Raw genomic sequence first — 20803 nt, forward strand, 5'->3', positions numbered from 1 at the left:
CGCCCCCGTCCGCCGGGGCCCGACCCCTCACCGCCCGTCCTTCCACGGCCCCGGCTCATGCCGCCCCACCCTCCGCGGCCCCCGGCTCACGGCCCGAGCCGGCCCTCCCGGTCGTCATGGGCGACGACCAGGACCGCCGCGTCGTCCTCGTGGCCGACGCGCTCGGCGTTGCGGATCACCGCGGCGGCCAGTGAACCGGCCTCCATGCCCGCGACGGCGGCGATCCCGGCGAGCCGGACGACCTGGCCGAGCCCTTCGTCGACGGTGAGCGCGGGGCCCTCCACCACGCCGTCGGTGAGCAGGATGAAGACACCGCCGGTGGTGAGCCGGTACCGGGTGACGGGGAACTCCATGCCCTCCTGGACCCCGAGCGGCGGCCCGCCCTCGTCCCCGGAGACACCGGACCTGCCGTCGGCCGTCGCCCACACGCAGGGGACGTGCCCGGCCCGCGCGCTCTCCACCAGGCCGGTGGCCGGGTCGAGCCGCATGAAGGTGCAGGTGGCGAAGAGGTCGCCGCCGAGGGTGAGCAGCAGGTCGTTGGTGCGGGCGAGCAGGTCGCCGGGGTCGCTGGTGATGGAGGCCATGGCCCGCAGCGCGACCCGGACCTGCCCCATGAAGGCCGCCGCGTCTATGGTGTGCCCCTGTACGTCGCCGACGGAGAGGCCGATCCGGCCGTCGGGCAGGGTGAAGGCGTCGTACCAGTCGCCGCCCACGTTGAGCCCCGAGTAGGCGGGCGCGTACCGCACGGCCAGGTGGAAGCCGGGGACGGCGGGCATCTCGCCGGGCAGCATGCCGCGCTGGAGGGCGACGGCCAGCTCCACCCGTGAGCGTTGCAGCTCGGCGTGGCGCCGGGCCTGGGCGGTCAGCGAGCCGAGCCGGGCCAGCAGCTCGTCGCCGTCGTGCGGGGAGCGCTTGCGGAACATCGGCCACTCCGGTGGATGAGCCCGCTCAGGACGTTAATCCGATCGGCGCCATTTGTCATCCTTCGCCCGGATCGGTGCCGGGTGCGGCCACCACCGCACGGGCACGAGCCCCGCGGCCACGCCGGTCCCGGCTCAGCCCACGGGATGCGGCGTCCAGCGCGGTGCGCTGCCGGCCAGGCGGCAGGTGAGGAAGTACAGCGGTATGGGGGGTGTGTACGGGGAACCGGCCCGGGGCGCGTGGATGAGGCGCGGCCGGTTCGCTTCCGGCTGGGGACGGTGGGAGTGGGTCCAGGACGGGTCGGTCAGGTGGCCGCCGACGGCGTAGGCGCTGCTCGGCGGCCAGACCACGCCGATGTGCGAACCGGAGGGGACGATCCACCACCAGCGCAGGTCGTCGCCGAACACGCAGCCGACGCGGGGCAGGCATTCCATCACCCGCCGGCCGTGTTCGCGGGGCAGGCCCACGGCGTCGTACCCGAGGGCGGTGGAGAACCGGGCGGGGATGCGGAGGCGGTCGGGCGGCAGGTGCCGCGGGCGGGGCAGGGCCGGGTCGGTGTGGTGCGGTCGGTCCATGAGGACGGTTCCTTCGGCCGAGTGGGGGATGGGCCTGGGACGGCGGCGGGCCGCCGGTGGTGCGGGGGCCGGGCGGTGGGGCGGCCCGGAAGAAGTGCCCGGAGGCGAGGCGGTCGGGGCCCGGGGGCCCGGGGAGTCGACCTGGCTGCTCGCCTCCGGGTGGTCGCGGCGGCCGAGCCCGTGCCGGTGGTCCACCGGACGGCTCGGCCCCGCGCGGCCGCCCGGCGCGCTCGGCCGGGGGGAGCCGAGGGGAGCGGCACGACTGGGGTGAGGTGCTCCGGCAGTCGGGGTGCGGGAGGACAGGGCCGCTCCATCGAACATGACCTTCCGCCCCAACTGCGTGTCCCGGTCCGGATCTTGGTCGGTGACCGGAACGGTGATCCCACTGTGACACCTGGTGAGCGTCGACCGCAACCGCCAAGTTGAAAATTGCAAGTAGCCCTGTGCATGCTGCTCACGGCAATCGCCCGACCGAATGTGTCCCTGTCAAACGAGCACATGAGACGGTGGGGACCGCGACAGCCTGGAGCAGAGGGGCGAGGTGTGACCGAGGAGACCGACTGGGGCGGCGCGCCCTCCGTCCTGCGCATGATCCTCGGCAAGCAGTTGGAGGAACTGCGGACCCGGGCCGGTCTGAGCTACGAGGAGGCGGGCGCCGCCATCGGGGTCAGCCACTCCACGATCCGCCGCATGGAGGCCGCGAAGGTCGCCCGGCTGCGGCTGCCGGACGCGGAGAAACTCCTCCAGGTGTACGGGGTGACGGACCAGCAGGAGATCGACACGTTCCTGAAGTCGGTCCGGGAGGCCAACAAGCGCGGCTGGTGGCACACCTACCGCGATGTGATGCCGGACTGGTTCGCCGCGTATCTGAGCCTGGAGCAGGCGGCCTCGCAGATCCGCGCCTACGAGCCGCAGTTCGTGCACGGGCTGCTCCAGACGGAGGCGTACACGCGCGCCCTGCTGAGCGCCGGGAACCCGCACGCCTCCGCCGAGGCGACCGAGCGGCGGGTGGCGCTGCGGATGCGCCGCCAGGAGCTGCTGGCGCGGCAGGCGCCGCCCAGGCTGTGGGTGGTGATGGACGAGACGGTGCTGCGCTGGCCGGTGGGCGGCGCGGCGGTGATGCGCGCGCAGATCGACCACCTCGTCGAGGTGAACCGGCTGCCGCACGTGACACTCCAGATCATGCCGTTCGCCAGCGGTCCGCACCCCGCCCTGCCGGCCGGCGCCTTCGACCTCTTCCGGTTCCGGGCCCGGGAACTGCCCGACATCGTCTACCTGGGCGGCCTGGTGGGCGCCGTCTACCTCGACAAGGGCGACGACGTCGTGGTGTACCGCGAGGCCCTGGACCGGCTGGGCGCGCAGGCCACCCCCGCCGCCCGGACCGAGGCCGTCCTCGGCCGGGTCCGCAGGGAACTGTGACCGCCCGGCCGGACCGGGCCGTCCTCGGCACCGAAGTGTGCTTACTTGGTTGAGCTTTGGCCAGCACTCCACGATCTGAAGGGGAGACCGACGGTGCCCGACAACGGATGGCCCGCCGACCGCATCGACACCGAGAACGCGCACTCCGCGCGGATCTACGACTACATCCTGGGCGGCAAGGACTACTACCCGGCCGACCAGGAGGCCGGGGACGCCATGGCCCGGGAGTGGCCCGCCCTCCCGGTCCACATGCGCGCCAACCGGGACTGGATGAACCGCGCCGTGCGCTGGCTCGCCGAGGAGGCGGGCATACGCCAGTTCCTGGACATCGGCACCGGCATACCCACCTCCCCCAACCTGCACGAGATCGCCCAGTCGGTGGCCCCGGACTCCCGGGTGGTGTACGTCGACAACGACCCGATCGTGCTCACCCTCTCCCAGGGGCTGCTGTCCAGCACCGCCGAGGGCAGGACGGCGTACATCGAGGCCGACTTCCGCGACCCGGCGAGCATCCTGGACGCGCCGGAGCTGCGGGAGACCCTGGACCTGCGGAAGCCGGTGGCGCTGACGGTGATCGCCATCGTGCACTTCGTACTGGACGAGGACGACGCGGTGGGCATCGTCCGCCGGCTGCTGGAGCCGCTGCCCCCGGGGAGCCATCTGGCGATGTCCATCGGCACCGCGGAGTTCGCCCCGCGCGAGGTGGGGCGGGTCGCCCGCGAGTACGCGGCCCGGAACATGCCGATGCGGCTGCGCACCCTGGACGAGGCGCACCAGTTCTTCGAAGGGCTGGAGCTGGTCGAGCCGGGCATCGTCCAGGTGCACAAGTGGCACCCCGACGGCACCGGCGAACAGGGCGTGCGCGACGAGGACATCGCCATGTACGGGGCGGTGGCCCGCAAGCCCTGACCGGGCGTCCCCGGTCCCGGGGTCAGTGGACGACCGGGACCGCGCCGGGGCCGGCGGGCAGCAGGGCCCGGCCGCCGTGGCGGCAGTGGACGACACGGTCGCCGAGCCCGAGCCGGTCGGCCTCGGCGAGGAAGTCGGACAGCGGTGAGCGCATCACCGTGTAGTCGCCGTAGTGCACCGGCAGCACCCGCCGGGGGTCGAGGCGGCGGGCGAGTTCGGCGCCCTGGGCGCCGTCCATGGTGGCCAGGAACCCGCCGGGCAGCGTGGTGCCGCCCAGGTGGAGGACGGCCAGGTCGGCGGCGGGGAAGCGCCGGGTGATCTCGTCCAGACCGTCGTACAGCAGGGTGTCGCCCGAGATGTAGAGGCGGGTGCGGACCGGTCCGTCCGCGGGGCCGAACTCCAGCATGCTGCCCATCACCGGGGGCAGCAGCCCGCGCAGCAGCGCCTGGCCGGCGTGCCGGCCGGGCAGGGCGGTGACCCGGACCCGCGTGCCGCCGCGCCGGAGGGTCAGCCCTTGCCAGGTCCGCAGGCCCGCGGTGCGCGGAAAGCCGTGCAGCACCCGCAGCCGGCGGGCGGCGTGCGGGGTGGTCAGCACCGGCACCGCGTGGTCCAGGTGCCGGCGGGCCCGCCGGTCCCAGTGGTCGCCGTGCAGGTGCGACAGCACGATCCCGTCGAGCCGGGGCAGTTCGCGGACGTCGAGGGCCGGTTCGGTCAGCCGCCTGCTCAGCAGCCCGTACCCGAGGTAGGCGTACTGGCCCCGGTGCAGGAAGTTGGGGTCGGTGAGCAGGGTGAGCGGCCCGTACGACAGCAGGACGGTCGCGTTGCCGACGAATCGCAGGTCGAGCGTGTCGTCGTCGGGGTGGTCCGTGGTCCGCGGCATGGTGATCGCCTCCCCGGCCGGGAGTACCCGGCCCGGGGCGGGTCACACGCCGGGGGCGGGGCGGCGGACGGTGGCGTGGATGCGTTCCAGGGCGTCCAGGACGACGGTGTACCAGTGCCAGGCCAGCCAGCGCCCGGTGTCCGTGCCGGCCTGGTGCAGGGCGAGGAGCTGGGCGCGGGTGAACCCGGCCAGGGGGCGTTCGTGGTGGGAGGAGACCATGCCGAGCACCCTGCCCCGGGCGCCGACCAGGGGGACGCTGTGGGCGGCCCGGCTGCCGGTCTGCAGGATGGCGTGCCGGGACGCCTCGTCGAACACCTCCGCGATCGCCACGTCCCGGACGGTGACCTGACGGCGTTCGGTGGCCGCCTGCGAGCAGGAGGTGGTCGGGGCGTCGACGAAGGCGAAGAAATCGGTGAAGTACTTGTTGAGGCCGGTGTGCCGGGCCAGGCGCAGCCGGCCGCTCTCCATGAGCTGGACATTGCCCATCGTGGTCTGGGTGACGGACAGCACCCGGTGCAGCAGGGCCCTCAGGACGGCGCCCTGGCTGCCGCGCGCCTCCTGGTCCAGCGGCAGGCCGGGCAGCCGGGGCGGGACGTGGCGCTCCCGGCCCGGGAACCACAGGGCGGCGCCGTGGTCGGGCGCGGGGGTGCGGACCACGGCGTCCGCCAGGGTGTGCAGTTTGATGTTCGACTGCTGCGAGACGGTCTTGAGCACCGTGAACGCCTCGTCGGTGCCGGACAGGGCGTACCGGCGGACCAGCAGGTCCTGGGCGCGGGCCACCCCGGCGTGGCCGAGGTGCCGGTTGCGCGCGTCGAGTTCTTCCTGCGGCCGGCGGAGGTCCTGCGGGGCGGCGGCTTCTTCGTCGGGGTGCGGGGGAAGCGGGCGCATAGAAAGGATCTCCAAAGCGGAACGGCGGACAGCGCGGTCCCCGCGGCCGGCCTACCGCTCCGGCCGCGGTCAGCACCTGCTTCCCAAGCGCTTCCACCGAGCCTAACCGGAGCCCCGCGCCGCACAAAGCCCCCCTCGCGCGGACCTCTTGATCGCGGAAGGGGGTTGGAACCGGGGCCCGACGTGCCTAGCCTTGCCCCGTGGATGCCCCGACACTGTTCGCGATCAGCGACCTGCACATCGCCTACGCGGAGAACCGCGAGATCGTCGAAGGACTACGGCCCGAGCACGACGGCGACTGGCTGATCGTCGCCGGTGACGTCGGGGAGGTCTTCGCCGACGTCGAGTGGGCGCTCGGCCTGCTCGCCGACCGGTTCGCCAAGGTGATCTGGGTACCGGGCAACCACGAGCTGTGGACGCCCCGCGAGGACCCGGTCCAGTCACGCGGCGAGGCCCGGTACCGGCAACTGGTGGCACGGTGCCGCGAACTCGGCGTGGTCACACCGGAGGACGAGTACCCGGTGTGGACGGGACCGGGCGGCCCGGTGGTGATCGCCCCGCTGTTCCTGCTGTACGACTACTCCTTCCGGATGCCGGGCCTGGCCACCAAGGAGGAGTCGCTGGCCCGCGCCTACGACGCGGGCGTGGTCTGCACCGACGAGTTCCTGCTCCACCCCGACCCGTATCCCGGCCGGGAGCACTGGTGCTGGGCACGGGTCGCGGAGTCGGAGCGACGACTGCGGGACATCGACCCGGCGCTGCGGACGGTGCTGGTCAACCACTGGCCGCTGGTCCGCGAACCCACGCAGGTGCTGCGCTACCCGGAGTTCGCCCAGTGGTGCGGCACCGACCGGACCGCCGACTGGCACGTCCGGTACCGGGCCGCGGCCGTCGTCTACGGGCATCTGCACATCCCGCGGACCACCTGGTACGACGGCGTCCGCTTCGAGGAGGTGTCGGTCGGCTACCCCCGCGAGTGGCGCCGCCGGACCACCCCGCCGGGCACCCTGCGCCCGGTACTGGACCGGGTCCTGGACTGACGTGTGCGGCACGGGGGCGCGGGCGGCGGGTTCGGCACCGGATGCCCGCGGTCGCCCGCACCATGACGTCGGACCGGCCGATGAACTGAGGAAGAGGCCATCGGTGTGGTGTGCGGACGGTTCCGCAACCGCGCGGGCGCCCCGGTGACTCTTCTCCGGTGTTCGGCACCCTCGTGGAAGGAGCCCCCGTGAGCACCACCGCCTTCGAGCACGGACCGGCGCACACCTACGTCGACCCGTACGCCTGCGACGACGCGGCGGACTACCTGCTGCCGCCGCCCCGCCCGGCCGACCGGATCGCCCCCGGCATCGCCCCGCGGGACCGCCGGAAGCTGGACCTGCACGCGGCGCTCACCGCCGCCGGGGTCCCGCCCCGCCCCGAGGACCGCGAGGCCATCGAGCGGCTCAGCGCCCTTCCCGGCGAGGTCAGCGACAGCATCCGGCGCTGGCTGCGGCACACCGCCCGGCAACCGGCCGTCTGAGCCCGCCGCACCACCAAAATCCGGTTGACCGCCATGGCGTACGACGGGTCGGATGACGCTCCATGGACAGTGAGCGGACACCCACGGTCGACGCCGGTCTCGTGCGGCGCCTGGTCGCGGGGCGGTTCCCCGGCTGGGCGGGGCTGCCGGTGGAGCGGTTCCCGTCCGGCGGCACGGTCAACGCGGTGTACCGGCTCGGCGAGGACCTGCTCGTACGGCTGCCGCTGTCGGCGGCGGGCGCCGGGGACGTGGCGCTGGACCGCAAGTGGCTGCCCAGGCTGGCGCCGCACCTGCCGACGGCCGTGCCCGAGGTGGTCGGGGCCGGGGAGCCCGCCGAGGGGTATCCGTGGCCGTGGTCGGTGTACCGGTGGCTGCCCGGGGAGCACCCGCGGGCCGGGGCGCTGAGCGATCCGGTCGCCCTCGCCCGGGACCTGGCCGGGTTCGTGTCGGCGATGCGGGACATCACCCTGCCGGGCGCGCCGCGGGCCCACCGGGGCGGACCGCTCGGCCTGCTGGACGCGGCGACCAGGGCGGCCGTCGACCGACTGCGGCTGCTCCCGGAGGAGGGCGTCGACTGCGACGCCGTGACCGCCGTGTGGGAAGAGGCCCTGCACGCCCCCGAGGGGGACGGGCGTGAGGTGTGGCTGCACGCCGACCTGATGCCGGGCAATCTGCTGGTGACCCGGGGCAGGCTGACGGCGGTCATCGACTTCGGCTGTACGGGGCGGGGCGACCCGGCGTGCGACCTGTTCCCGGCGTGGAACCTGCTGCCCGCCGGCGCCCGCGAGGTCTTCCGCGAGCGGCTCGGCGTCGACGGCCCGACCTGGCGACGCGGCCGGGCCCGCACCCTCTCGCAGGCCCTCGTGGCACTGCCGTACTACCGCACGGGCAACGAGGCGATGGCCGGTAACGCCCGCCATGTGATCCGGGAGGTACTGGCGGAAACGGGCTGAGACAGGCCGGGACCGCCGGGCCGGGCGGCCGGTTCACGGCTGCCGGTCCGGGCGGGCGGTCGAGACGGCCGGTCCCGGGCCGGGCGAACCGTCCCGGGCGGCGCGGACGTCAGTCCTCCCGGTCGAGGCCGGGTTCGGGGACGGCGCCGACCGCGCGGGCGGGTTCGGGGCGCGTGGCGCCCGCCGTCGCGACGGGGGCGTCGGCCAGTGCCACCGCGGCCCTCGTGCGCTTGCCCACCGATGCCGGCTCCGAGACGAAGTTCTCGCAGACGGCCATGACGATCTCCAGGCCGTGCTGACCCACCCGGCCGGGATCGGGGTCGCGTGCCACCGGCAGTGTGGGGGCGGTGTCCCAGACCGTGACCAGCACCTGTTCTCCGGTCAGCTCCAGGTCGAGCAGGGTCGGGCCCGGCGCGTGCTTGCAGGCGTTCGTCAGCAGCTCGCTGACGACCAACTGCACGACGTCCACGGCCCGGCGTGACACCGGCAGGCCGCGGTCCGACCGCAGCCGCAGCAAAAAGGCGCGCGCCATGTCCCGCGCACGCGCGATGTCACCCGGCACTCCCTCGTACGCCGCCGACATTCTGACCGGTCCCTCCTGGGGCCGGTCGTCATTCCGGGCAGCCTTGTCCATCCGATCCGCCCACTTCCCGAGCTACGACCGTTACGGCAGCCGTCTACCCAGAAAACCATGAACCAACGGACCCGGGCCCGTCCGATCGGGTGGCCCTGGTCACCCTGGGCCCGGCGGACCCCCGGGCGGGACGGCCCGAACGGTGGCCGCTCCACTGAACCATAACTAAACTTAACCGGTTTGGACACCACTGTTGTCAGCCCCCGGGTCTCGTCCTAGCCTCTTTTCCGATTGCCGGTCCGGGCGAATTACGGCGATCCGATCTCCCCTTTCCATTTTTTCGGCGCCATGGATTTCCGCTGCCCGCCCGGAAGAGGAACGCGCCGCATCGTGACGACCCTTCGGGAGCGACATTGAGAAAAAGACTGGCCACCCTGGCCGGGGCGCTGTTGACCCTGGCGGCCGCACTGACCGCCGCGCCCGCCGCCACCGGCGCCGCCGAGGTGCCGGGGTTCCGGGTGAGCGACGGAAGGCTGCTGGACGCGAACGGCAGCGACTTCGTCATGCGCGGGGTGAACCACGCGCACACCTGGTACCCCGACCGGACCACCAGGGCCCTGCAGGACGTCAAAGCGCTCGGCGCCAACTCGGTGCGGGTCGTGCTGAGTACCGGCGACCGCTGGACCAGGAACGACGCCGCGGACGTGGCGTCGGTCGTCGACCGCTGCAAGCAGAACCGCCTCATCTGCGTGCTGGAGGCGCACGACACCACCGGCTACGGCGAGCAGAGCGGCGCGGCCACCCTGTCCCGCGCGGTCGACTACTGGGTCTCCGTCCAGGACGCGCTGCGCGGGCAGGAGAAGTACGTCCTGATCAACCTCGGGAACGAGCCGTACGGAAATTCCGGGTATGCCGCGTGGACGGCGGACACCAAGAACGCGATCACCCGTATGCGCGCCGCCGGATTCGACCACACCCTCATGGTGGACGCACCGAACTGGGGACAGGACTGGACCTTTACGATGCGGGACAACGCGGAACAGGTCGCCGCCGCCGACCCCGACCGCAACACGGTGTTCTCGATCCATATGTACGGCGTCTTCGACACGGCGGCGGAGATAGAGGACTACCTGAACCGGTTCGTGTCCCGGAAGCTGCCGATCGTGGTCGGCGAGTTCGGGGACGCCCACTCCGACGGCAACCCGGACGAGGACGCGATCATGGCGACCGCGCGCCGGCTCGGCCTCGGCTACCTCGGCTGGTCCTGGAGCGGCAACGGCGGCGGTGTGGAGTACCTGGACATGGCCACCGGCTTCGACGCCTCCCGCCTCACCCCCTGGGGGCAGCGGATCTTCAACGGCACCGACGGCATCCGGCAGACCGCCCGGGAGGCCACCGTCTTCGGCACCGGGGGCGACACCCGGCCTCCCACCGCGCCCGGCACGCCGGCCGCCACCGACGTCGGCGCCACGAGCCTGCGGCTCACCTGGCCGGCCGCCACCGACGACACCGCCGTCACCGGCTACGACGTCGTCCGGGTGAACGGCACCCAGGAGACTCCGGTCACCACCAGCACCTCCACCGGCGCCACCCTCACCGGGCTGTCCCCGTCCACGGCGTACGTCTTCGCCGTCTACGCCCGCGACGCGGCCGGCAACCGTTCGCCGCGCTCGGGCGAGGTGCGGGTGACCACCGCCGCGGGACCGGACACGGGCAGTTGCGCGGTCGGCTACCGGCTGAGCGACTGGGGCACCTCGTTCAACGCGGACGTCACCGTCCGCAACACCGGCGGCACCGCCGTCAAGGGCTGGAAGCTGGAGTTCGCCTTCCCCGGCGACCAGAGGGTGAACTCGGCGTGGAACGCCAAGGTCACCCAGGAGGGCCGCCAGGTGCGGGCCACGCACGAGCCCTGGACGGAGACGATCCCGGCGGGCGGCTCGGTGAGCTTCGGCCTGAACGGCTCCTCCGGCTCGGCCAACGGCGTCCCGGCCGCCTTCACCCTCAACGGCGTCCGCTGCGCCACGCAGTGACACCACCGCCCCGCCGCGGGGGCCACGGCCTGCGGCGGGGCACGCGATCACGCGTCTCTCCCCCGTTTTCACCGGGCACAGGGCGGGAACCCGAGGCCACCGGTCCCCGACCAGGACCGCGAACGAGGAAGGCAGAGACCGTGAACCAGCCGCAGAACCCCGCCCACCGGCATCCCGAGCCCGAATTCCCCGCCCAGGACCAGCCGCATCCCGGCTGGACCGGACCGATGGACCCGCCCCCGGACCACGGCGAGGAGACCTACCGGGGCAGCGGCAAGCTGGAGGGCCGCAAGGCCGTCATCACCGGCGGCGACTCGGGGATCGGGCGGGCGGTGGCCCTCGCCTTCGCCCGCGAGGGGGCCGACGTGCTCTTCACCCACCTCGACGCGGAGAAGGAGGACGCCGAGGAGACCGTGCGGCTGGTGGAGGACGCCGGCCGGCGCGCGGTCCCGGTGTCCTGCGACATCCGCGAGGAGGCCAACTGCCGGTCCCTGATCGAGCGGGCCGTGGACGAGTTCGGCCGCATCGACATCCTGGTGAACAACGCCGCCTACCAGATGTCGCAGCCCGACGGCATCGAGGCGATCTCCACCGAGCAGTTCGACCGCGTGCTGCGCACCAACCTGTACGGCATGTTCTGGTTGACGAAGTTCGCCCTGCCGCACATGCCCGAGGGCGGCAGTGTCATCAACTCCGCGTCCGTGCAGGCGTACCAGCCGAGTCCGCACCTGCTGGACTACGCGATGACCAAGGGCGCCATCGTCACCTTCACCCAGGGGCTGGCCCAGATGCTGGCCGAGCGCGGCATCCGCGTCAACGCCGTCGCCCCGGGGCCAGTGTGGACGCCGCTGATCCCGGCGACGCTGCCGGACACCGTGGAGTTCGGCAAGCAGGCACCGCTCGGCCGGCCTGCCCAGCCCGCCGAGATGGCGCCCGCCTACGTGTTCCTGGCCTCGCAGGAGGCGTCCTTCATCACAGCGGAGATCGTCAACGCGACCGGTGGAACTCCGCTTCCCTGACGGGGCCGGTCCGATGGCGACGCTGTCCGAGACCGTCCTGGTGCCCACGGAGTCCGCCGCGCTGCCCGGCGACTTCGTCTCGCCCGAGCCCGCGCGGGCGGTCGTGCTGTTCGCGCACGGCCAAGGCAGCTCACGGCGGAGCCCGCGCGACCGGAGGGTCGCCGCGGAACTGCGCGAGGCCGGGTGCGGGACGCTGCTGGTGGATCTGCTCGGCGAGACCGAGGAAGGCCGAGGCCCGCGCCCGGCCGAGGAACCCGCCGGCATACCGCTGCTCGCCGGCCGGCTCGTCGCCACGATCGACTGGCTGGCCGACTGGTCGCACGGGCGGGGCCTGCCGGTGCTGCTCTTCGGGGCGGGCACCGGGGCGGCGGTCGCGCTGGCCGCCGCGGCCGACCGGCCGGAGCGGGTCCTGACCGTCGTCTGCCGGGGCGGGCGGCCCGATCTGGCCGGCCCCGCCCTGGAACGCGTACGGACCCCGGTCCTGCTGATCGCCGGCGGGGGTGACACCGAGGTGCTGCGGGCCAACCACGGGGCCGCCCGGCGCCTGCGCGTCCCGCACACGCTGCACGTGGTGCCGGACGCCACCCGCCGCTTCGAGGAACCCGGCGCGCTGGAGGAGGTCGCCGACACCGCCCGGCGCTGGTGCGAGCGGTTCCTTCCCGAGCCGGAAGGACTTCCCGGTCCGGGAGGACTTCCCGGTCCGCGATGAGAGGATGACGCCGATCCCGACGGACGGGGAGACAGGGGGATGGGCATGGCCGTGCTCGTCATGTGCGGGGTGGCCGCGGTGACCCCGGCGGCGGGCGAACCGGCCCGCGCCGGTTCGAGCCGGGCCGGACGCGACCGCGACGACGACGCCTAGATGGGCGGCGAGGGGCGGGAGACGCCGGCGCGTGTACTGGTGGTGCAGCACACGCCCGGCGGCGGGCCGGGCCGGCTCGGTGACTGGCTCACCGCCGACGGGGTCGGCCTCGACGTGGTCCGCGGATACGCCGGCCCGCCCCTCCCCCGGCGCCTGCGGCACGCGGGTGTCCTGGTGCTCGGGGGCGGCTACCTCCCGGACGACGACGCCTCGGCGCCCTGGCTCGCGCCCACCCGGGCGCTGGTCGCCGAGGCGCTGGAACGGGCCGTCCCGGTGCTGGGGATCTGCCTGGGCGGGCAGCTCCTCGCGCACGTCGCGGGCGGCACCGTACGGGCCCGGCACGGCCGGCCCGAGGTCGGCAGCACGCCGCTGACCCTGCGCGCCGAGGCGGAGTCGGACCCGCTGCTGCGGGGGCTGCCGCGCCCGGTGACCGCCGTGGAGCACCATGTGGACGCCGTCACCGCGCTGCCGCCGGGAGCGGTGTGGCTGGCCGAGAGCGAGCACTGCCCGTACCAGGCGTTCCGGGTGGGCGACGCGGCCTGGGGCGTGCAGTTCCACCCCGAGGCGGACGCGGCCCGGGTCCGGTCCTGGGACCCCGGGCGGCTCCGGGCGCGGGGGCTGGACCCGGCGGAACTGGTGCGCACCGCGGAGCGGGACGAGCCCGCGGCCGCGGTGGTGTGGCGCGAGACGGCCCGCCGGTTCGCCGGGCTGGTGCGCCACCGGGGGTGACGGCCGCCGGCGCATACCCGGTGGCGTGGGCGGGGACGCCGGTGGCAGGCTGGCCGGTCATGGCCGACCGACAGTTCTCCGAGGCGCGGCTCGCCGCGCTGTACGACCTCTTCTCGCCGTGGGAGGACCGCGACGACTTCGCGTTCTACCTGCCGCTGGTCATGTCCGCCCGGTCCGTCCTGGACGTCGGCTGCGGCACCGGCACCCTGCTGCGCCGGGCCCGGCGGGACGGGCACACCGGCCGGCTGTGCGGCCTGGACCCGGCGGCCGGGATGCTGGACGTCGCCCGGCGGGACCCCGCTGTCGAGTGGATTCACGGCGACCTGACCTCCGTACCCGGCTGGGACCGTGAGTTCGACCTGGTCGTGATGACCGGGCACGCCTTCCAGGTGCTGGTGACCGACGAGGAGCTGCGGGCCGCCCTCGCCGTGATCGCCGCGGCCCTCACCGACGACGGGCGCTTCGTGTTCGAGACCCGCAACCCGCTGGTGCGGGCGTGGGAGGAGTGGCACGTCCGCTACAGCGGCGAGGTCGTGGACGGCACCGGCGCGGTCGTCCGGGCGGTGTGCGAGGTGGACCGGCCGGTCCGCGGCGACCTGGTCTCCTTCACGCACACGTACACCAGCCCCGGCTGGGACGGCCCCGAACGCAGCTTCAGTACGCTGCGCTTCCTCGACCGGGCCGGGGTGGCGCGGTTCCTGGCCGGGGCGGGTCTGGCCGTGGTGGAGCAGTACGGGGACTGGGACCGCGGCCCGTGCACCGGATCGGCTCCGGAGATCATCACCGTGGCCCGTGCCGAACGGCCGCCGGTCACGGGCACGGGGTGACGCCGGGTCCCCGGTCGGGCTCGGCGCGCACGCCCGGCGGGCCGGCGGCCAGGTGGTCCGGGACCGGCTCGGGGTCGATCAGCCGGTTGAGGCGGCGCGGCACGTCCAGGCCGATGAGCAGGATCACCGTCAGGGTCAGCACGGAGGTGAGGACGGCCAGCGCCCGGCCCAGGGACATCACCGAGGCCAGTTCCGCGCCGAGCACCGGGGCCACGGCGCCGCCGAGCGCGCCCACGTTGTAGGTGAAGCCGAGCGACGCGGCCCGGTTCTCGGTCGGGAAGTGCCCGGCGATGTACCTGGGCAGCAGGCCGGAGATGCCCTGCATGCAGGCGAGCATCAGGAAGAGCAGCACGCCCAGGCCGACCAGGCTGTCGCGGACCGCGAAGACCGGGAACACGAAGGCGAGGCCGACCAGCAGGGTGCAGGCGTACGCCGTGCGGGTGCCGAACCGGTCGCCGAGGAACCCGGCGGCGACGCAGCCCGCCATGGTGCCGAACCCGGCCCAGTACAGCGCGTCGCTGACCTGCTCGGGCGTGAAGCCCAGCTCGGTCTTGAGGTAGGTGGGCAGCAGGGCCTGGACCGGCCAACTGTAGAGGAAGGCGCAGAAGACGGTGACGCAGAGCGCGACGAGCAGCAGCCACCGCCGGCGTCCGCCCGACTGCACGGCGAACGCCAGCAGACAGCCCGCCGCCAGCACGGACAGCACCGGTACCGCGCCCGCGCCGAGCGGGGTGAACACCGCGAACAGCGCGGCGGTGGCGACGGCCGCCAGCACGGAGTTGACGACCGCCCGGCGGCGGCCGGCGAACAGCGGCCGGAACGGGTTCGGCCGCTCGCCGGCGGTGCCCACCCGGGCCGCCCAGTCGTCGGCCTCGGGCAGCGCCCGGCGCACCCACAGGGCGACGACCACCGGGAAGAGGCCGATGTAGAACAGCCAGCGCCAGCCGTGGCCGGGCACCACGTGCTCGTACACCTCGGCGGCCAGCACACCGCCGAGGGAGAAGCCGGAGATGAGGAAGCCGGAGGCGCGGTTGCGCAGGCGGGCGGGCCAGCTCTCCAGGACGTAGGTGGCGCTGGCGCTGTACTCGCCGGCCATGCCCAGGCCGATGAGCAGCCGGGCGGTGAACAGGCTGGTGTAGTTCCAGGCGAAGCCGCAGGCGAAGGTGCCGACGGAGTACAGCAGGATGCTGGCCACCATGGCGCTTCTGCGGCCGAACCGGTCGCCGAGGGCGCCGAGGACGGCCCCGCCGAGCCAGCGGGTGATGAAGGCGCCGGAGACCAGGCTCGCGGACTGCACGGGCGTGAGCCGGAAGTCGTCGGCTATCTCGGTCAGGACGAGGGTGATCAGGACGAAGTCGAAGCCGTCCAGGAGGTAGCCGATCCAGGCGGCGAAGAAGGACTTCGCCTTCCGCCGGGTGATCTCGCGGTACCAGGGGGCGGTAACGGACGCGGTGGGCATGGCGGCTCCCATGCGGGGTGGGGGGCCGGGCGGTGGGCCCGGCGGGGGTCACAGGAGTCGGGCCTGGGTGAGGTGGGCGCGGACGCGGGCCACGTCCTGCTCGTCGAGGGGGATCTGCGGGGCGGCGGTGGCGGGGCAGTCGATGAGCCCGAGCAGATGGGCGGCGGTCTTGAACGCGCCGAGCGCCGAGGAGTTGGGGCCCATCCTGGCGGGGTCGCCCGCCTCGGTGAGGGCGAACAGGGCGGCGAGCCGGTCCTGTTCGGCCCTGGCGGCGGTCCAGTCGCCGGCCCGCGCGGCGGTGTACAGCCGTACGTAACCGCGGGGGTCGACGTTGCCGAGTCCGGGGACCACGCCGTCGGCGCCCGCCAGCAGGGCGGCGTCGACGGTGAGTTCGGAGCCGGTGAGCACCGAGAGGCCGGAGGTGGTGCGGCGCGGGTCGACCAGCAGGCGGCGCAGTGATCCCTCGTCGCCGCTGGAGTCCTTCAGCCCGGCGAGCGTGCCGTCGGCGGCGAGGCCGAGCACCGCCTCGCGGGGCAGCTTGGTGTGGACCGCGGCGGGGATGTCGTAGGCGAACAGCGGGAGGCCGGCGGCGGCGCGGACGCGCCGGAAGTGGGCAACCGTCTCGGCGGGGTGGGTGCGGGCGTAGAAGGGCGCCGTCGCCACCAGGGCGTCGGCGCCCGCCCGGACCGCGTCGGCGGCCCGGTCCAGTACCCGGGGTGTGGTGGTCTCGATGATCCCGGCCAGCACGGGGACGCGGCCCGCGACGGCGTCGACGGCCGTCTCCAGGACGGTGCGGCGCTGGGCGTCGGTGAGGTAGGCGGCCTCGCCGCTCGACCCGAGCAGGAACAGGCCGTGCGCCCCGGCCCCGATCAGATGGCCGACCAGGCGGCGCAGCGAGGCGGTGTCGACCTCGCCCGCCGGGGTGAGCGGGGTGATGACCGGCGGGACGACGCCTCTGAGGGGCGCGGGAAAGCTCATGCGGCCTCCAGGTCGTGCGGGTCGCGCGGGTCGTGCGGGTCCCTCCGCGGCCCGCGCGAAGGGGCGACAAACCGGACGTAGGACGTCCTGCGTCCGGTTTAGAGTGATTCACGGCCCAGCAGCGGTGTCAAGCGTGGAGAGGGGTCGGCGGATGCGATCGGTCGCCGCCAGCGCCGAGGAGAAGATCAAGGAACTGATCGTCGAGCGGGGCCTCGGTCCCGGCGACCCGCTGCCCGCCGAACCGGAGCTGATGGCCCGGTTCGGCGTCAGCCGCAACTCGCTGCGCGAGGCGCTGAAGTCCCTCCAGGCCATGCGGATCGTGGAGGTCCGGCGCGGCTTCGGCACCTATGTCGGCAGCATGTCGCTGGAGCCGCTGACCGAGGCCCTGGCGTTCCGTACGGTGGCCGGTCACCGGCGCGGCCGGGGCAGCCTGCTCGAACTGCTGCAACTGCGCGAGGCGCTGGAGGCGGGGCTGATGTACCGGCTCGCGGGCCGACTGCCCGAGGAGGACCTCGCCGAACTCGACGCGCTGGTGGCGCGGATGCGCTCGGAGGTGCGCGAGGGCGGCGGGATCGCGGCCCGCACCGACCGCGCCTTCCACCGCGTCCTGCACCGCAGCCTGGGCAACGAGTTGCTCAGCGAACTCCTCGACGCGTTCTGGAGCGCCTTCCACCAGGCGCGGGCGCGAGGGCTGGGCACGGCCGCCGACGGGGAGGAGCTGACCCGGATGCACGCCCGGATCGTGGACGCCGTCCGCGCGGGTGACGCGGAGGCCGCGGAACGGGCCGTGCACCGGCACTTCGACGACATCCGCGGACGGCTGTCCGGCGACTGAGCGGAGCCGCGACGGCCCCGCGGCCGGCCGTTCCGTCGGCGAGCCGTCCTGCGGCGCCGCGCGGGGCCGGCCGGCCCGGGAGGCGCCGCGCGCCCGGCCCGTGAGGTTCCCCGGCGCCGGGCATTGACCCCGGCGCTCCCGCCCGTTGATCATCTTCTCGGACCCAGGGCGGCAACCCGGCTCCCCTCCCCCGGCGCGCCGGGGCGGCGGGGCAGGTGCCGACCCGTCATCAGAGAGGACTCCACCATGTCCCGGACCGTTCCCTCCCGGACCGTCGCCGTACTCGGCCCCGGCGGCGTCGGCGGCCTGCTCGCCGCGCTGCTCTCCCGGGCCGGCCACCGCGTGATCTGCCTGGCCGGCGAGGACACCGCCCGCACGCTGCGCGAGGACGGCGTCAGGGTGACCAGCCGTCAGTACGGCACCTTCGAGGCCCGTGTCGAGGCGGACACCGTGCTGCGCGAGCCGGCCGGCCTGTGCCTGGTGTCGGTCAAGCACGGCGCGCTCGGCGCGGCCCTGGAGCGGGTACCGGCGCCGCTCCTCGGCGACGGGCTCGTACTCCCCTTCCTCAACGGCGTGGACCACATGGCCGTACTGCGTGGGCACTTCGGCGCGGACCGGGTCGCGGCGGCGGTGATCCGCGTCGAGTCCGCCCGCACCGCGCCGGGCGTGATCGAGCACCGCAGCCCGTTCACCGACATCGACCTGGCCGGGTCCGCCGAGCGCCTCGACCCGACGGTCGCGCTGCTCTCGGCCGCCGGGACGCGGGCCCGGGTGCTGCCCGACGAGGACGCCGTGCTGTGGGGCAAGCTGGCCTTCCTGGCCCCCTTCGCGCTGCTGACCACCCGGTACCGGCTGCCCATCGGCGCGCTGCGCACCGAGCGGCGCGGGGAGCTGGTCGCCCTGGTGGAGGAGACCTGCGCCGTCGCCCGCGCCTGCGGCGGCACCACCGGCGCCGACCGGGTGCTGGCGGGCTACGACGGCTTCCCGGCCGACGGCAGGTCGTCGATGCTGCGCGACGCCGAGGCGGGCCGGCCGCTGGAACTCGACGCGATCGGCGGGGCCGTCCTGCGGGCCGCCGCCCGGCACGGCGTCCCGGCCCCGGTGACGGAACGGCTGGTGGCCGAACTCGCCGCCGGCTGAGCACGCCGGGCGGCGACAGGCGGGCCCCGGAACGACCCCGGCCCGCCCTGTCCGGCCCGGCGGCGGGCCGGTCCCGACCCGCCCTCGGGGCGCTCCCGGTCGACCCGTACGCCCGATCCCGCTCCCGGGCGTACGGGTCGCCCCTCGCGTCAGTCCACGATCACCCCGCCCCGCGGCGCCGGGGCGGAATTCGCCGTGAGGACGCCGCCGAAGTTGGCCTCGACCTCGGCGCGTTCCGCCGCGTCCGGGTAGGGGTTCGTGCACGCGGTGCCCGCGCTGGACCCGGACATCAGGCTGGAGCAGGGGCCGGGCTTGCGGTCCGGCAGGCCGAGGATGTGGCCCAGTTCGTGGGACGAGATCCGGACCGTGTTGTAGCCCTGGTTCACGGCCTGCCGTCCTATGTAGACGGTCCCACTGCCGAGCGAGGTGGGCAGGGCGCGGGGCCAGCCGTTGTCCGCCAGGACCCGGACGTTGGCGCGCTGTCCGGCCGCCACCGGGCGCAGTTCGACGGCGTCGACGCTCTCGTTCCAGATCGCCGCTCCCCGGTCCACGGCGGACCGGAACTCCGCGGCACCGCTCGCGTCGTAGGTGACGACCCGGGCGGCCGCCGCGGCGGGCTCGGCGGGGGCGGCCAGGGCCTGGCCGCCCACCAGCGGGAACGTCACCACCACGGCGGCGGCGAGTCCTCTGGTCAGGGTACGGATGTGCATGGTCGACCTCCTTGTGGGGGAAGGCAGTCGTGCTCATGACAGTTCAGGTTCCAGAGCACCCTGCCCGCCGGAGCCGGACGCCAATCCGTCAGTCCGGACGACCGTCGTATCGCGTACGGCGGTTCCGGCCGCCGGCGGGCACACCGCTGCCCGGCGCCGTCGGGTCCGTGGACCGACCGCGCCGGGCAGGAGCCGGGGCCACTCAGTCCCGGTCGGTGTGCTCGCGTACGACATCGCCCTTGGCGGCGTCGATGTCGTACGTGGTCTTGTTCCAGTTGCCGGTGTCGACGATGTCGACGGACCAGACCAGGCGCTTGTCGTCGTTCTCGTCGAGTTCGACGGAGGTGACGGTGCCCTTGGTCTTGCCGGTGGCCGTCTTCACGGCCTGCTGCGGGGTCTGCCGGGCCTTGCCGAGCCGGTCGGCGATCTCGCGCTTGTCGTCCGCGTCCTGGTCGGCGAGCTGGGAGCGGAAGACCTTGCCGGTGACCGCGTCGATGTCGATGTCGTGCACGGTGCCGTCGGGGGCGGCCACCTTGGCCGCCCATTCCGGGGCGCCCGAGGACGGGGCGGGGTTGGGGGTGGACGGACTGGCCGTGCCGGACGCCGAGGGCGACTCGTCCGGGACGCGTTGCAGCTCCAGCTCGGTGAGCTTGCCTTTCGGTACCTCCTTGACGGCGGTGTCGGCCGCCTTGTCCCAGGTCACCTTGGCCTGGGGAACCAGGGCCTTGCGCTCGGCCCGGTCCTCGGTCATCGAGGATTCACCGGCCGACGGACTGCTGGACGAGGGACTGGCGGTGGACGATCCGCTGGCGGACATGCCGCTCGCGGAGGGGCTGGTGGGGGCGGCGGCGGCCACGTCGGCGCGGGTCGTTTCCGCGTTCCCGCAAGCGGTCAGCAGCAGGGCGGAACTTCCCAGGGCGCAGATCAGGGCCGCCGGACGGGCGGAGAGGAGACGTCGCACGTAACTCATGTGATGGTCGTTAACCGTGCTGTCCAGTCGTCACGCCGGGCGCCGCCGGAAACCACCTCAATGGCCGGGTGGGGACCACCCGGCCGGTCCTCAGGCGCAGGCCCAGGCGGACATGCCCTGGATCGCGGCGAGTCGCTCGGCCACCGCGATCTGCTCCGCGCGGGTGGCCAGATCGGCCCGCGGGGCGTACTTCAGCCCGCCGGCCGCGGCCCAACTGGAGGGCTTGAACTGGAGCCCGCCGTAGTGGCCGTTGCCGGTGTTGGCCTTCCAGTTGCCGCTCGACTCGCACGCCGCGATGGCGTCCCAGTCGGTGCCGCGGTACCCCGGCGGCGAGGCGGCCGAGGCCACGGCCGGGGCGGTGCCGAGCGCGATCGCGGTCGTGACGGTGACCAGGACCGTGCGGACGGAGCGGCGGACGAGGGCGCCGCACTGGGTCGTCTCAGGGTTGTGTGACCACATCATGGACAGACTGTTGCACGGCGTGACGTAGAGTGCGGGGACGGGAGAGGCGGTGGTACGCCGGATGGCGGCACGGCACACCGGAACCTGTCGGCGCGGGCCGAGACGTACGTCCGGCAGCGTCCCGTCCATGCGGATCACATC

22 protein-coding genes are annotated in these 20803 nt (G+C 74.1%); 12 read left to right on the forward strand and 10 right to left on the reverse strand.

The features are described 5' to 3' along the window. Nucleotides 1-86: 86 nt before the first annotated feature. Nucleotides 87-923: a PP2C family protein-serine/threonine phosphatase gene (locus ACFY32_RS21820; RefSeq protein ID WP_390675015.1), complete on the reverse strand. Its 837-nt coding sequence runs from the start codon at nucleotides 921-923 to the stop codon at nucleotides 87-89. 132 nt (nucleotides 924-1055) lie between these two features. After that, nucleotides 1056-1496 (reverse strand): hypothetical protein, encoded by a 441-nt coding sequence (locus ACFY32_RS21825; protein WP_359195300.1) that lies wholly within the window; start codon nucleotides 1494-1496, stop codon nucleotides 1056-1058. Between the two features lie 543 nt (nucleotides 1497-2039). Here ACFY32_RS21825 and ACFY32_RS21830 point away from each other — a divergent pair. Together ACFY32_RS21830 and ACFY32_RS21835 are read left to right on the forward strand one after the other, a co-directional pair. Further along, on the forward strand, nucleotides 2040-2915 hold the full coding sequence (locus ACFY32_RS21830; protein ID WP_390675016.1) for a helix-turn-helix domain-containing protein: 876 nt from the start codon (nucleotides 2040-2042) through the stop codon (nucleotides 2913-2915). 93 nt (nucleotides 2916-3008) lie between these two features. Then, entirely contained in the window at nucleotides 3009-3824 is an 816-nt protein-coding gene (locus tag ACFY32_RS21835) for an SAM-dependent methyltransferase (protein WP_359195294.1), read from the forward strand. Between the two features lie 22 nt (nucleotides 3825-3846). On the opposite strand, the gene ACFY32_RS21840 is transcribed toward ACFY32_RS21835, so the two are convergent. Together ACFY32_RS21840 and ACFY32_RS21845 are read right to left on the reverse strand one after the other, a co-directional pair. Beyond that, nucleotides 3847-4704: an MBL fold metallo-hydrolase gene (locus ACFY32_RS21840; RefSeq protein ID WP_359195291.1), complete on the reverse strand. Its 858-nt coding sequence runs from the start codon at nucleotides 4702-4704 to the stop codon at nucleotides 3847-3849. A gap of 42 nt (nucleotides 4705-4746) precedes the next feature. Continuing rightward, nucleotides 4747-5592: an ANTAR domain-containing protein gene (locus ACFY32_RS21845; protein ID WP_359195288.1), complete on the reverse strand. Its 846-nt coding sequence runs from the start codon at nucleotides 5590-5592 to the stop codon at nucleotides 4747-4749. Nucleotides 5593-5792: 200 nt separating this feature from the next. Here ACFY32_RS21845 and ACFY32_RS21850 point away from each other — a divergent pair, with 200 nt between their 5' ends. The 3 genes from ACFY32_RS21850 to ACFY32_RS21860 all read left to right on the forward strand — a co-directional run bounded on the left by ACFY32_RS21850 (nucleotide 5793) and on the right by ACFY32_RS21860 (nucleotide 8067). Continuing rightward, nucleotides 5793-6632, forward strand: coding sequence for a metallophosphoesterase family protein (locus ACFY32_RS21850; RefSeq protein ID WP_390675017.1), 840 nt, complete (start codon nucleotides 5793-5795; stop codon nucleotides 6630-6632). Nucleotides 6633-6820: 188 nt separating this feature from the next. Beyond that, a complete protein-coding gene (locus tag ACFY32_RS21855) occupies nucleotides 6821-7114 on the forward strand; it encodes a hypothetical protein (RefSeq protein ID WP_359195282.1) in 294 nt (97 codons plus the stop codon). Nucleotides 7115-7176: 62 nt separating this feature from the next. Continuing rightward, nucleotides 7177-8067 (forward strand): aminoglycoside phosphotransferase family protein, encoded by an 891-nt coding sequence (locus ACFY32_RS21860; protein ID WP_390675018.1) that lies wholly within the window; start codon nucleotides 7177-7179, stop codon nucleotides 8065-8067. Between the two features lie 109 nt (nucleotides 8068-8176). Here the strand turns inward: ACFY32_RS21860 and ACFY32_RS21865 are convergent, their stop codons facing one another. Beyond that, nucleotides 8177-8650, reverse strand: coding sequence for an ATP-binding protein (locus tag ACFY32_RS21865; RefSeq protein ID WP_359195276.1), 474 nt, complete (start codon nucleotides 8648-8650; stop codon nucleotides 8177-8179). A 404-nt stretch (nucleotides 8651-9054) separates the two neighbouring features. Here ACFY32_RS21865 and ACFY32_RS21870 point away from each other — a divergent pair, with 404 nt between their 5' ends. The 5 genes from ACFY32_RS21870 to ACFY32_RS21890 all read left to right on the forward strand — a co-directional run bounded on the left by ACFY32_RS21870 (nucleotide 9055) and on the right by ACFY32_RS21890 (nucleotide 14108). Continuing rightward, nucleotides 9055-10671 (forward strand): cellulase family glycosylhydrolase, encoded by a 1617-nt coding sequence (locus tag ACFY32_RS21870; RefSeq protein WP_390675019.1) that lies wholly within the window; start codon nucleotides 9055-9057, stop codon nucleotides 10669-10671. A 140-nt stretch (nucleotides 10672-10811) separates the two neighbouring features. Beyond that, nucleotides 10812-11690: an SDR family oxidoreductase gene (locus ACFY32_RS21875; RefSeq protein WP_390675020.1), complete on the forward strand. Its 879-nt coding sequence runs from the start codon at nucleotides 10812-10814 to the stop codon at nucleotides 11688-11690. Nucleotides 11691-11703: 13 nt separating this feature from the next. Continuing rightward, nucleotides 11704-12399, forward strand: a complete 696-nt coding sequence (locus ACFY32_RS21880) for a dienelactone hydrolase family protein (RefSeq protein ID WP_390675021.1) — start codon at nucleotides 11704-11706, stop codon at nucleotides 12397-12399. Nucleotides 12400-12552: 153 nt separating this feature from the next. Then, nucleotides 12553-13281, forward strand: coding sequence for a type 1 glutamine amidotransferase (locus tag ACFY32_RS21885; RefSeq protein ID WP_390675022.1), 729 nt, complete (start codon nucleotides 12553-12555; stop codon nucleotides 13279-13281). 59 nt (nucleotides 13282-13340) lie between these two features. Next, nucleotides 13341-14108 carry a class I SAM-dependent methyltransferase gene (locus ACFY32_RS21890; RefSeq protein ID WP_390675023.1) on the forward strand — a complete coding sequence of 256 codons (768 nt, stop codon included), beginning with the start codon at nucleotides 13341-13343 and terminating at the stop codon, nucleotides 14106-14108. Here ACFY32_RS21890 and ACFY32_RS21895 read toward each other — a convergent pair. After that, nucleotides 14092-15567, reverse strand: coding sequence for a sialate:H+ symport family MFS transporter (locus ACFY32_RS21895; protein ID WP_390675024.1), 1476 nt, complete (start codon nucleotides 15565-15567; stop codon nucleotides 14092-14094). The two genes, ACFY32_RS21890 and ACFY32_RS21895, sit on opposite strands and share 17 nt — an antisense overlap. Before the next feature lie 48 nt (nucleotides 15568-15615). Next, the gene (locus ACFY32_RS21900) at nucleotides 15616-16545 is read right to left on the reverse strand and encodes a dihydrodipicolinate synthase family protein (protein ID WP_390675025.1); all 930 of its coding nucleotides are present in this window, start codon (nucleotides 16543-16545) and stop codon (nucleotides 15616-15618) included. A gap of 151 nt (nucleotides 16546-16696) precedes the next feature. Between ACFY32_RS21900 and ACFY32_RS21905 the strand changes: the two genes are divergently transcribed. Both ACFY32_RS21905 and ACFY32_RS21910 read left to right on the forward strand, forming a co-directional pair. Beyond that, nucleotides 16697-17380: a FadR/GntR family transcriptional regulator gene (locus ACFY32_RS21905; RefSeq protein WP_359195259.1), complete on the forward strand. Its 684-nt coding sequence runs from the start codon at nucleotides 16697-16699 to the stop codon at nucleotides 17378-17380. Between the two features lie 246 nt (nucleotides 17381-17626). Then, the gene (locus tag ACFY32_RS21910; protein ID WP_359195256.1) at nucleotides 17627-18520 is read left to right on the forward strand and encodes a 2-dehydropantoate 2-reductase; all 894 of its coding nucleotides are present in this window, start codon (nucleotides 17627-17629) and stop codon (nucleotides 18518-18520) included. A 149-nt stretch (nucleotides 18521-18669) separates the two neighbouring features. On the opposite strand, the gene ACFY32_RS21915 is transcribed toward ACFY32_RS21910, so the two are convergent. The 3 genes from ACFY32_RS21915 to ACFY32_RS21925 form a co-directional block, all read right to left on the reverse strand. Then, complete coding sequence (locus tag ACFY32_RS21915; protein WP_359195253.1) at nucleotides 18670-19230, reverse strand: snapalysin family zinc-dependent metalloprotease; 561 nt, start codon at nucleotides 19228-19230, stop codon at nucleotides 18670-18672. Nucleotides 19231-19432: 202 nt separating this feature from the next. Continuing rightward, on the reverse strand, nucleotides 19433-20200 hold the full coding sequence (locus tag ACFY32_RS21920; RefSeq protein ID WP_359195250.1) for a PepSY domain-containing protein: 768 nt from the start codon (nucleotides 20198-20200) through the stop codon (nucleotides 19433-19435). A 90-nt stretch (nucleotides 20201-20290) separates the two neighbouring features. After that, a complete protein-coding gene (locus ACFY32_RS21925; protein WP_359195247.1) occupies nucleotides 20291-20662 on the reverse strand; it encodes a transglycosylase family protein in 372 nt (123 codons plus the stop codon). Nucleotides 20663-20803: the final 141 nt, after the last annotated feature.

The organism is Streptomyces sp. NPDC000134, assembly GCF_042899225.1.
Classification (GTDB): domain Bacteria; phylum Actinomycetota; class Actinomycetes; order Streptomycetales; family Streptomycetaceae; genus Streptomyces.

Bases quoted from the DNA above. Each gene is read 5' to 3' on its own strand.
- ACFY32_RS21825 (WP_359195300.1), bottom strand. From the start codon at position 1,496: ATGGACCGACCGCACCACACCGACCCGGCCCTGCCCCGCCCGCGGCAC.
- ACFY32_RS21820 (WP_390675015.1), bottom strand. From the start codon at position 923: ATGTTCCGCAAGCGCTCCCCGCACGACGGCGACGAGCTGCTGGCCCGG.
- ACFY32_RS21900 (WP_390675025.1), bottom strand. From the start codon at position 16,545: ATGAGCTTTCCCGCGCCCCTCAGAGGCGTCGTCCCGCCGGTCATCACC.
- ACFY32_RS21840 (WP_359195291.1), bottom strand. From the start codon at position 4,704: ATGCCGCGGACCACGGACCACCCCGACGACGACACGCTCGACCTGCGA.
- ACFY32_RS21880 (WP_390675021.1), top strand. From the start codon at position 11,704: ATGGCGACGCTGTCCGAGACCGTCCTGGTGCCCACGGAGTCCGCCGCG.
- ACFY32_RS21845 (WP_359195288.1), bottom strand. From the start codon at position 5,592: ATGCGCCCGCTTCCCCCGCACCCCGACGAAGAAGCCGCCGCCCCGCAG.
- ACFY32_RS21915 (WP_359195253.1), bottom strand. From the start codon at position 19,230: ATGCACATCCGTACCCTGACCAGAGGACTCGCCGCCGCCGTGGTGGTG.
- ACFY32_RS21890 (WP_390675023.1), top strand. From the start codon at position 13,341: ATGGCCGACCGACAGTTCTCCGAGGCGCGGCTCGCCGCGCTGTACGAC.
- ACFY32_RS21905 (WP_359195259.1), top strand. From the start codon at position 16,697: ATGCGATCGGTCGCCGCCAGCGCCGAGGAGAAGATCAAGGAACTGATC.
- ACFY32_RS21910 (WP_359195256.1), top strand. From the start codon at position 17,627: ATGTCCCGGACCGTTCCCTCCCGGACCGTCGCCGTACTCGGCCCCGGC.
- ACFY32_RS21920 (WP_359195250.1), bottom strand. From the start codon at position 20,200: ATGAGTTACGTGCGACGTCTCCTCTCCGCCCGTCCGGCGGCCCTGATC.
- ACFY32_RS21865 (WP_359195276.1), bottom strand. From the start codon at position 8,650: ATGTCGGCGGCGTACGAGGGAGTGCCGGGTGACATCGCGCGTGCGCGG.
- ACFY32_RS21925 (WP_359195247.1), bottom strand. From the start codon at position 20,662: ATGATGTGGTCACACAACCCTGAGACGACCCAGTGCGGCGCCCTCGTC.
- ACFY32_RS21860 (WP_390675018.1), top strand. From the start codon at position 7,177: ATGGACAGTGAGCGGACACCCACGGTCGACGCCGGTCTCGTGCGGCGC.
- ACFY32_RS21885 (WP_390675022.1), top strand. From the start codon at position 12,553: ATGGGCGGCGAGGGGCGGGAGACGCCGGCGCGTGTACTGGTGGTGCAG.
- ACFY32_RS21895 (WP_390675024.1), bottom strand. From the start codon at position 15,567: ATGCCCACCGCGTCCGTTACCGCCCCCTGGTACCGCGAGATCACCCGG.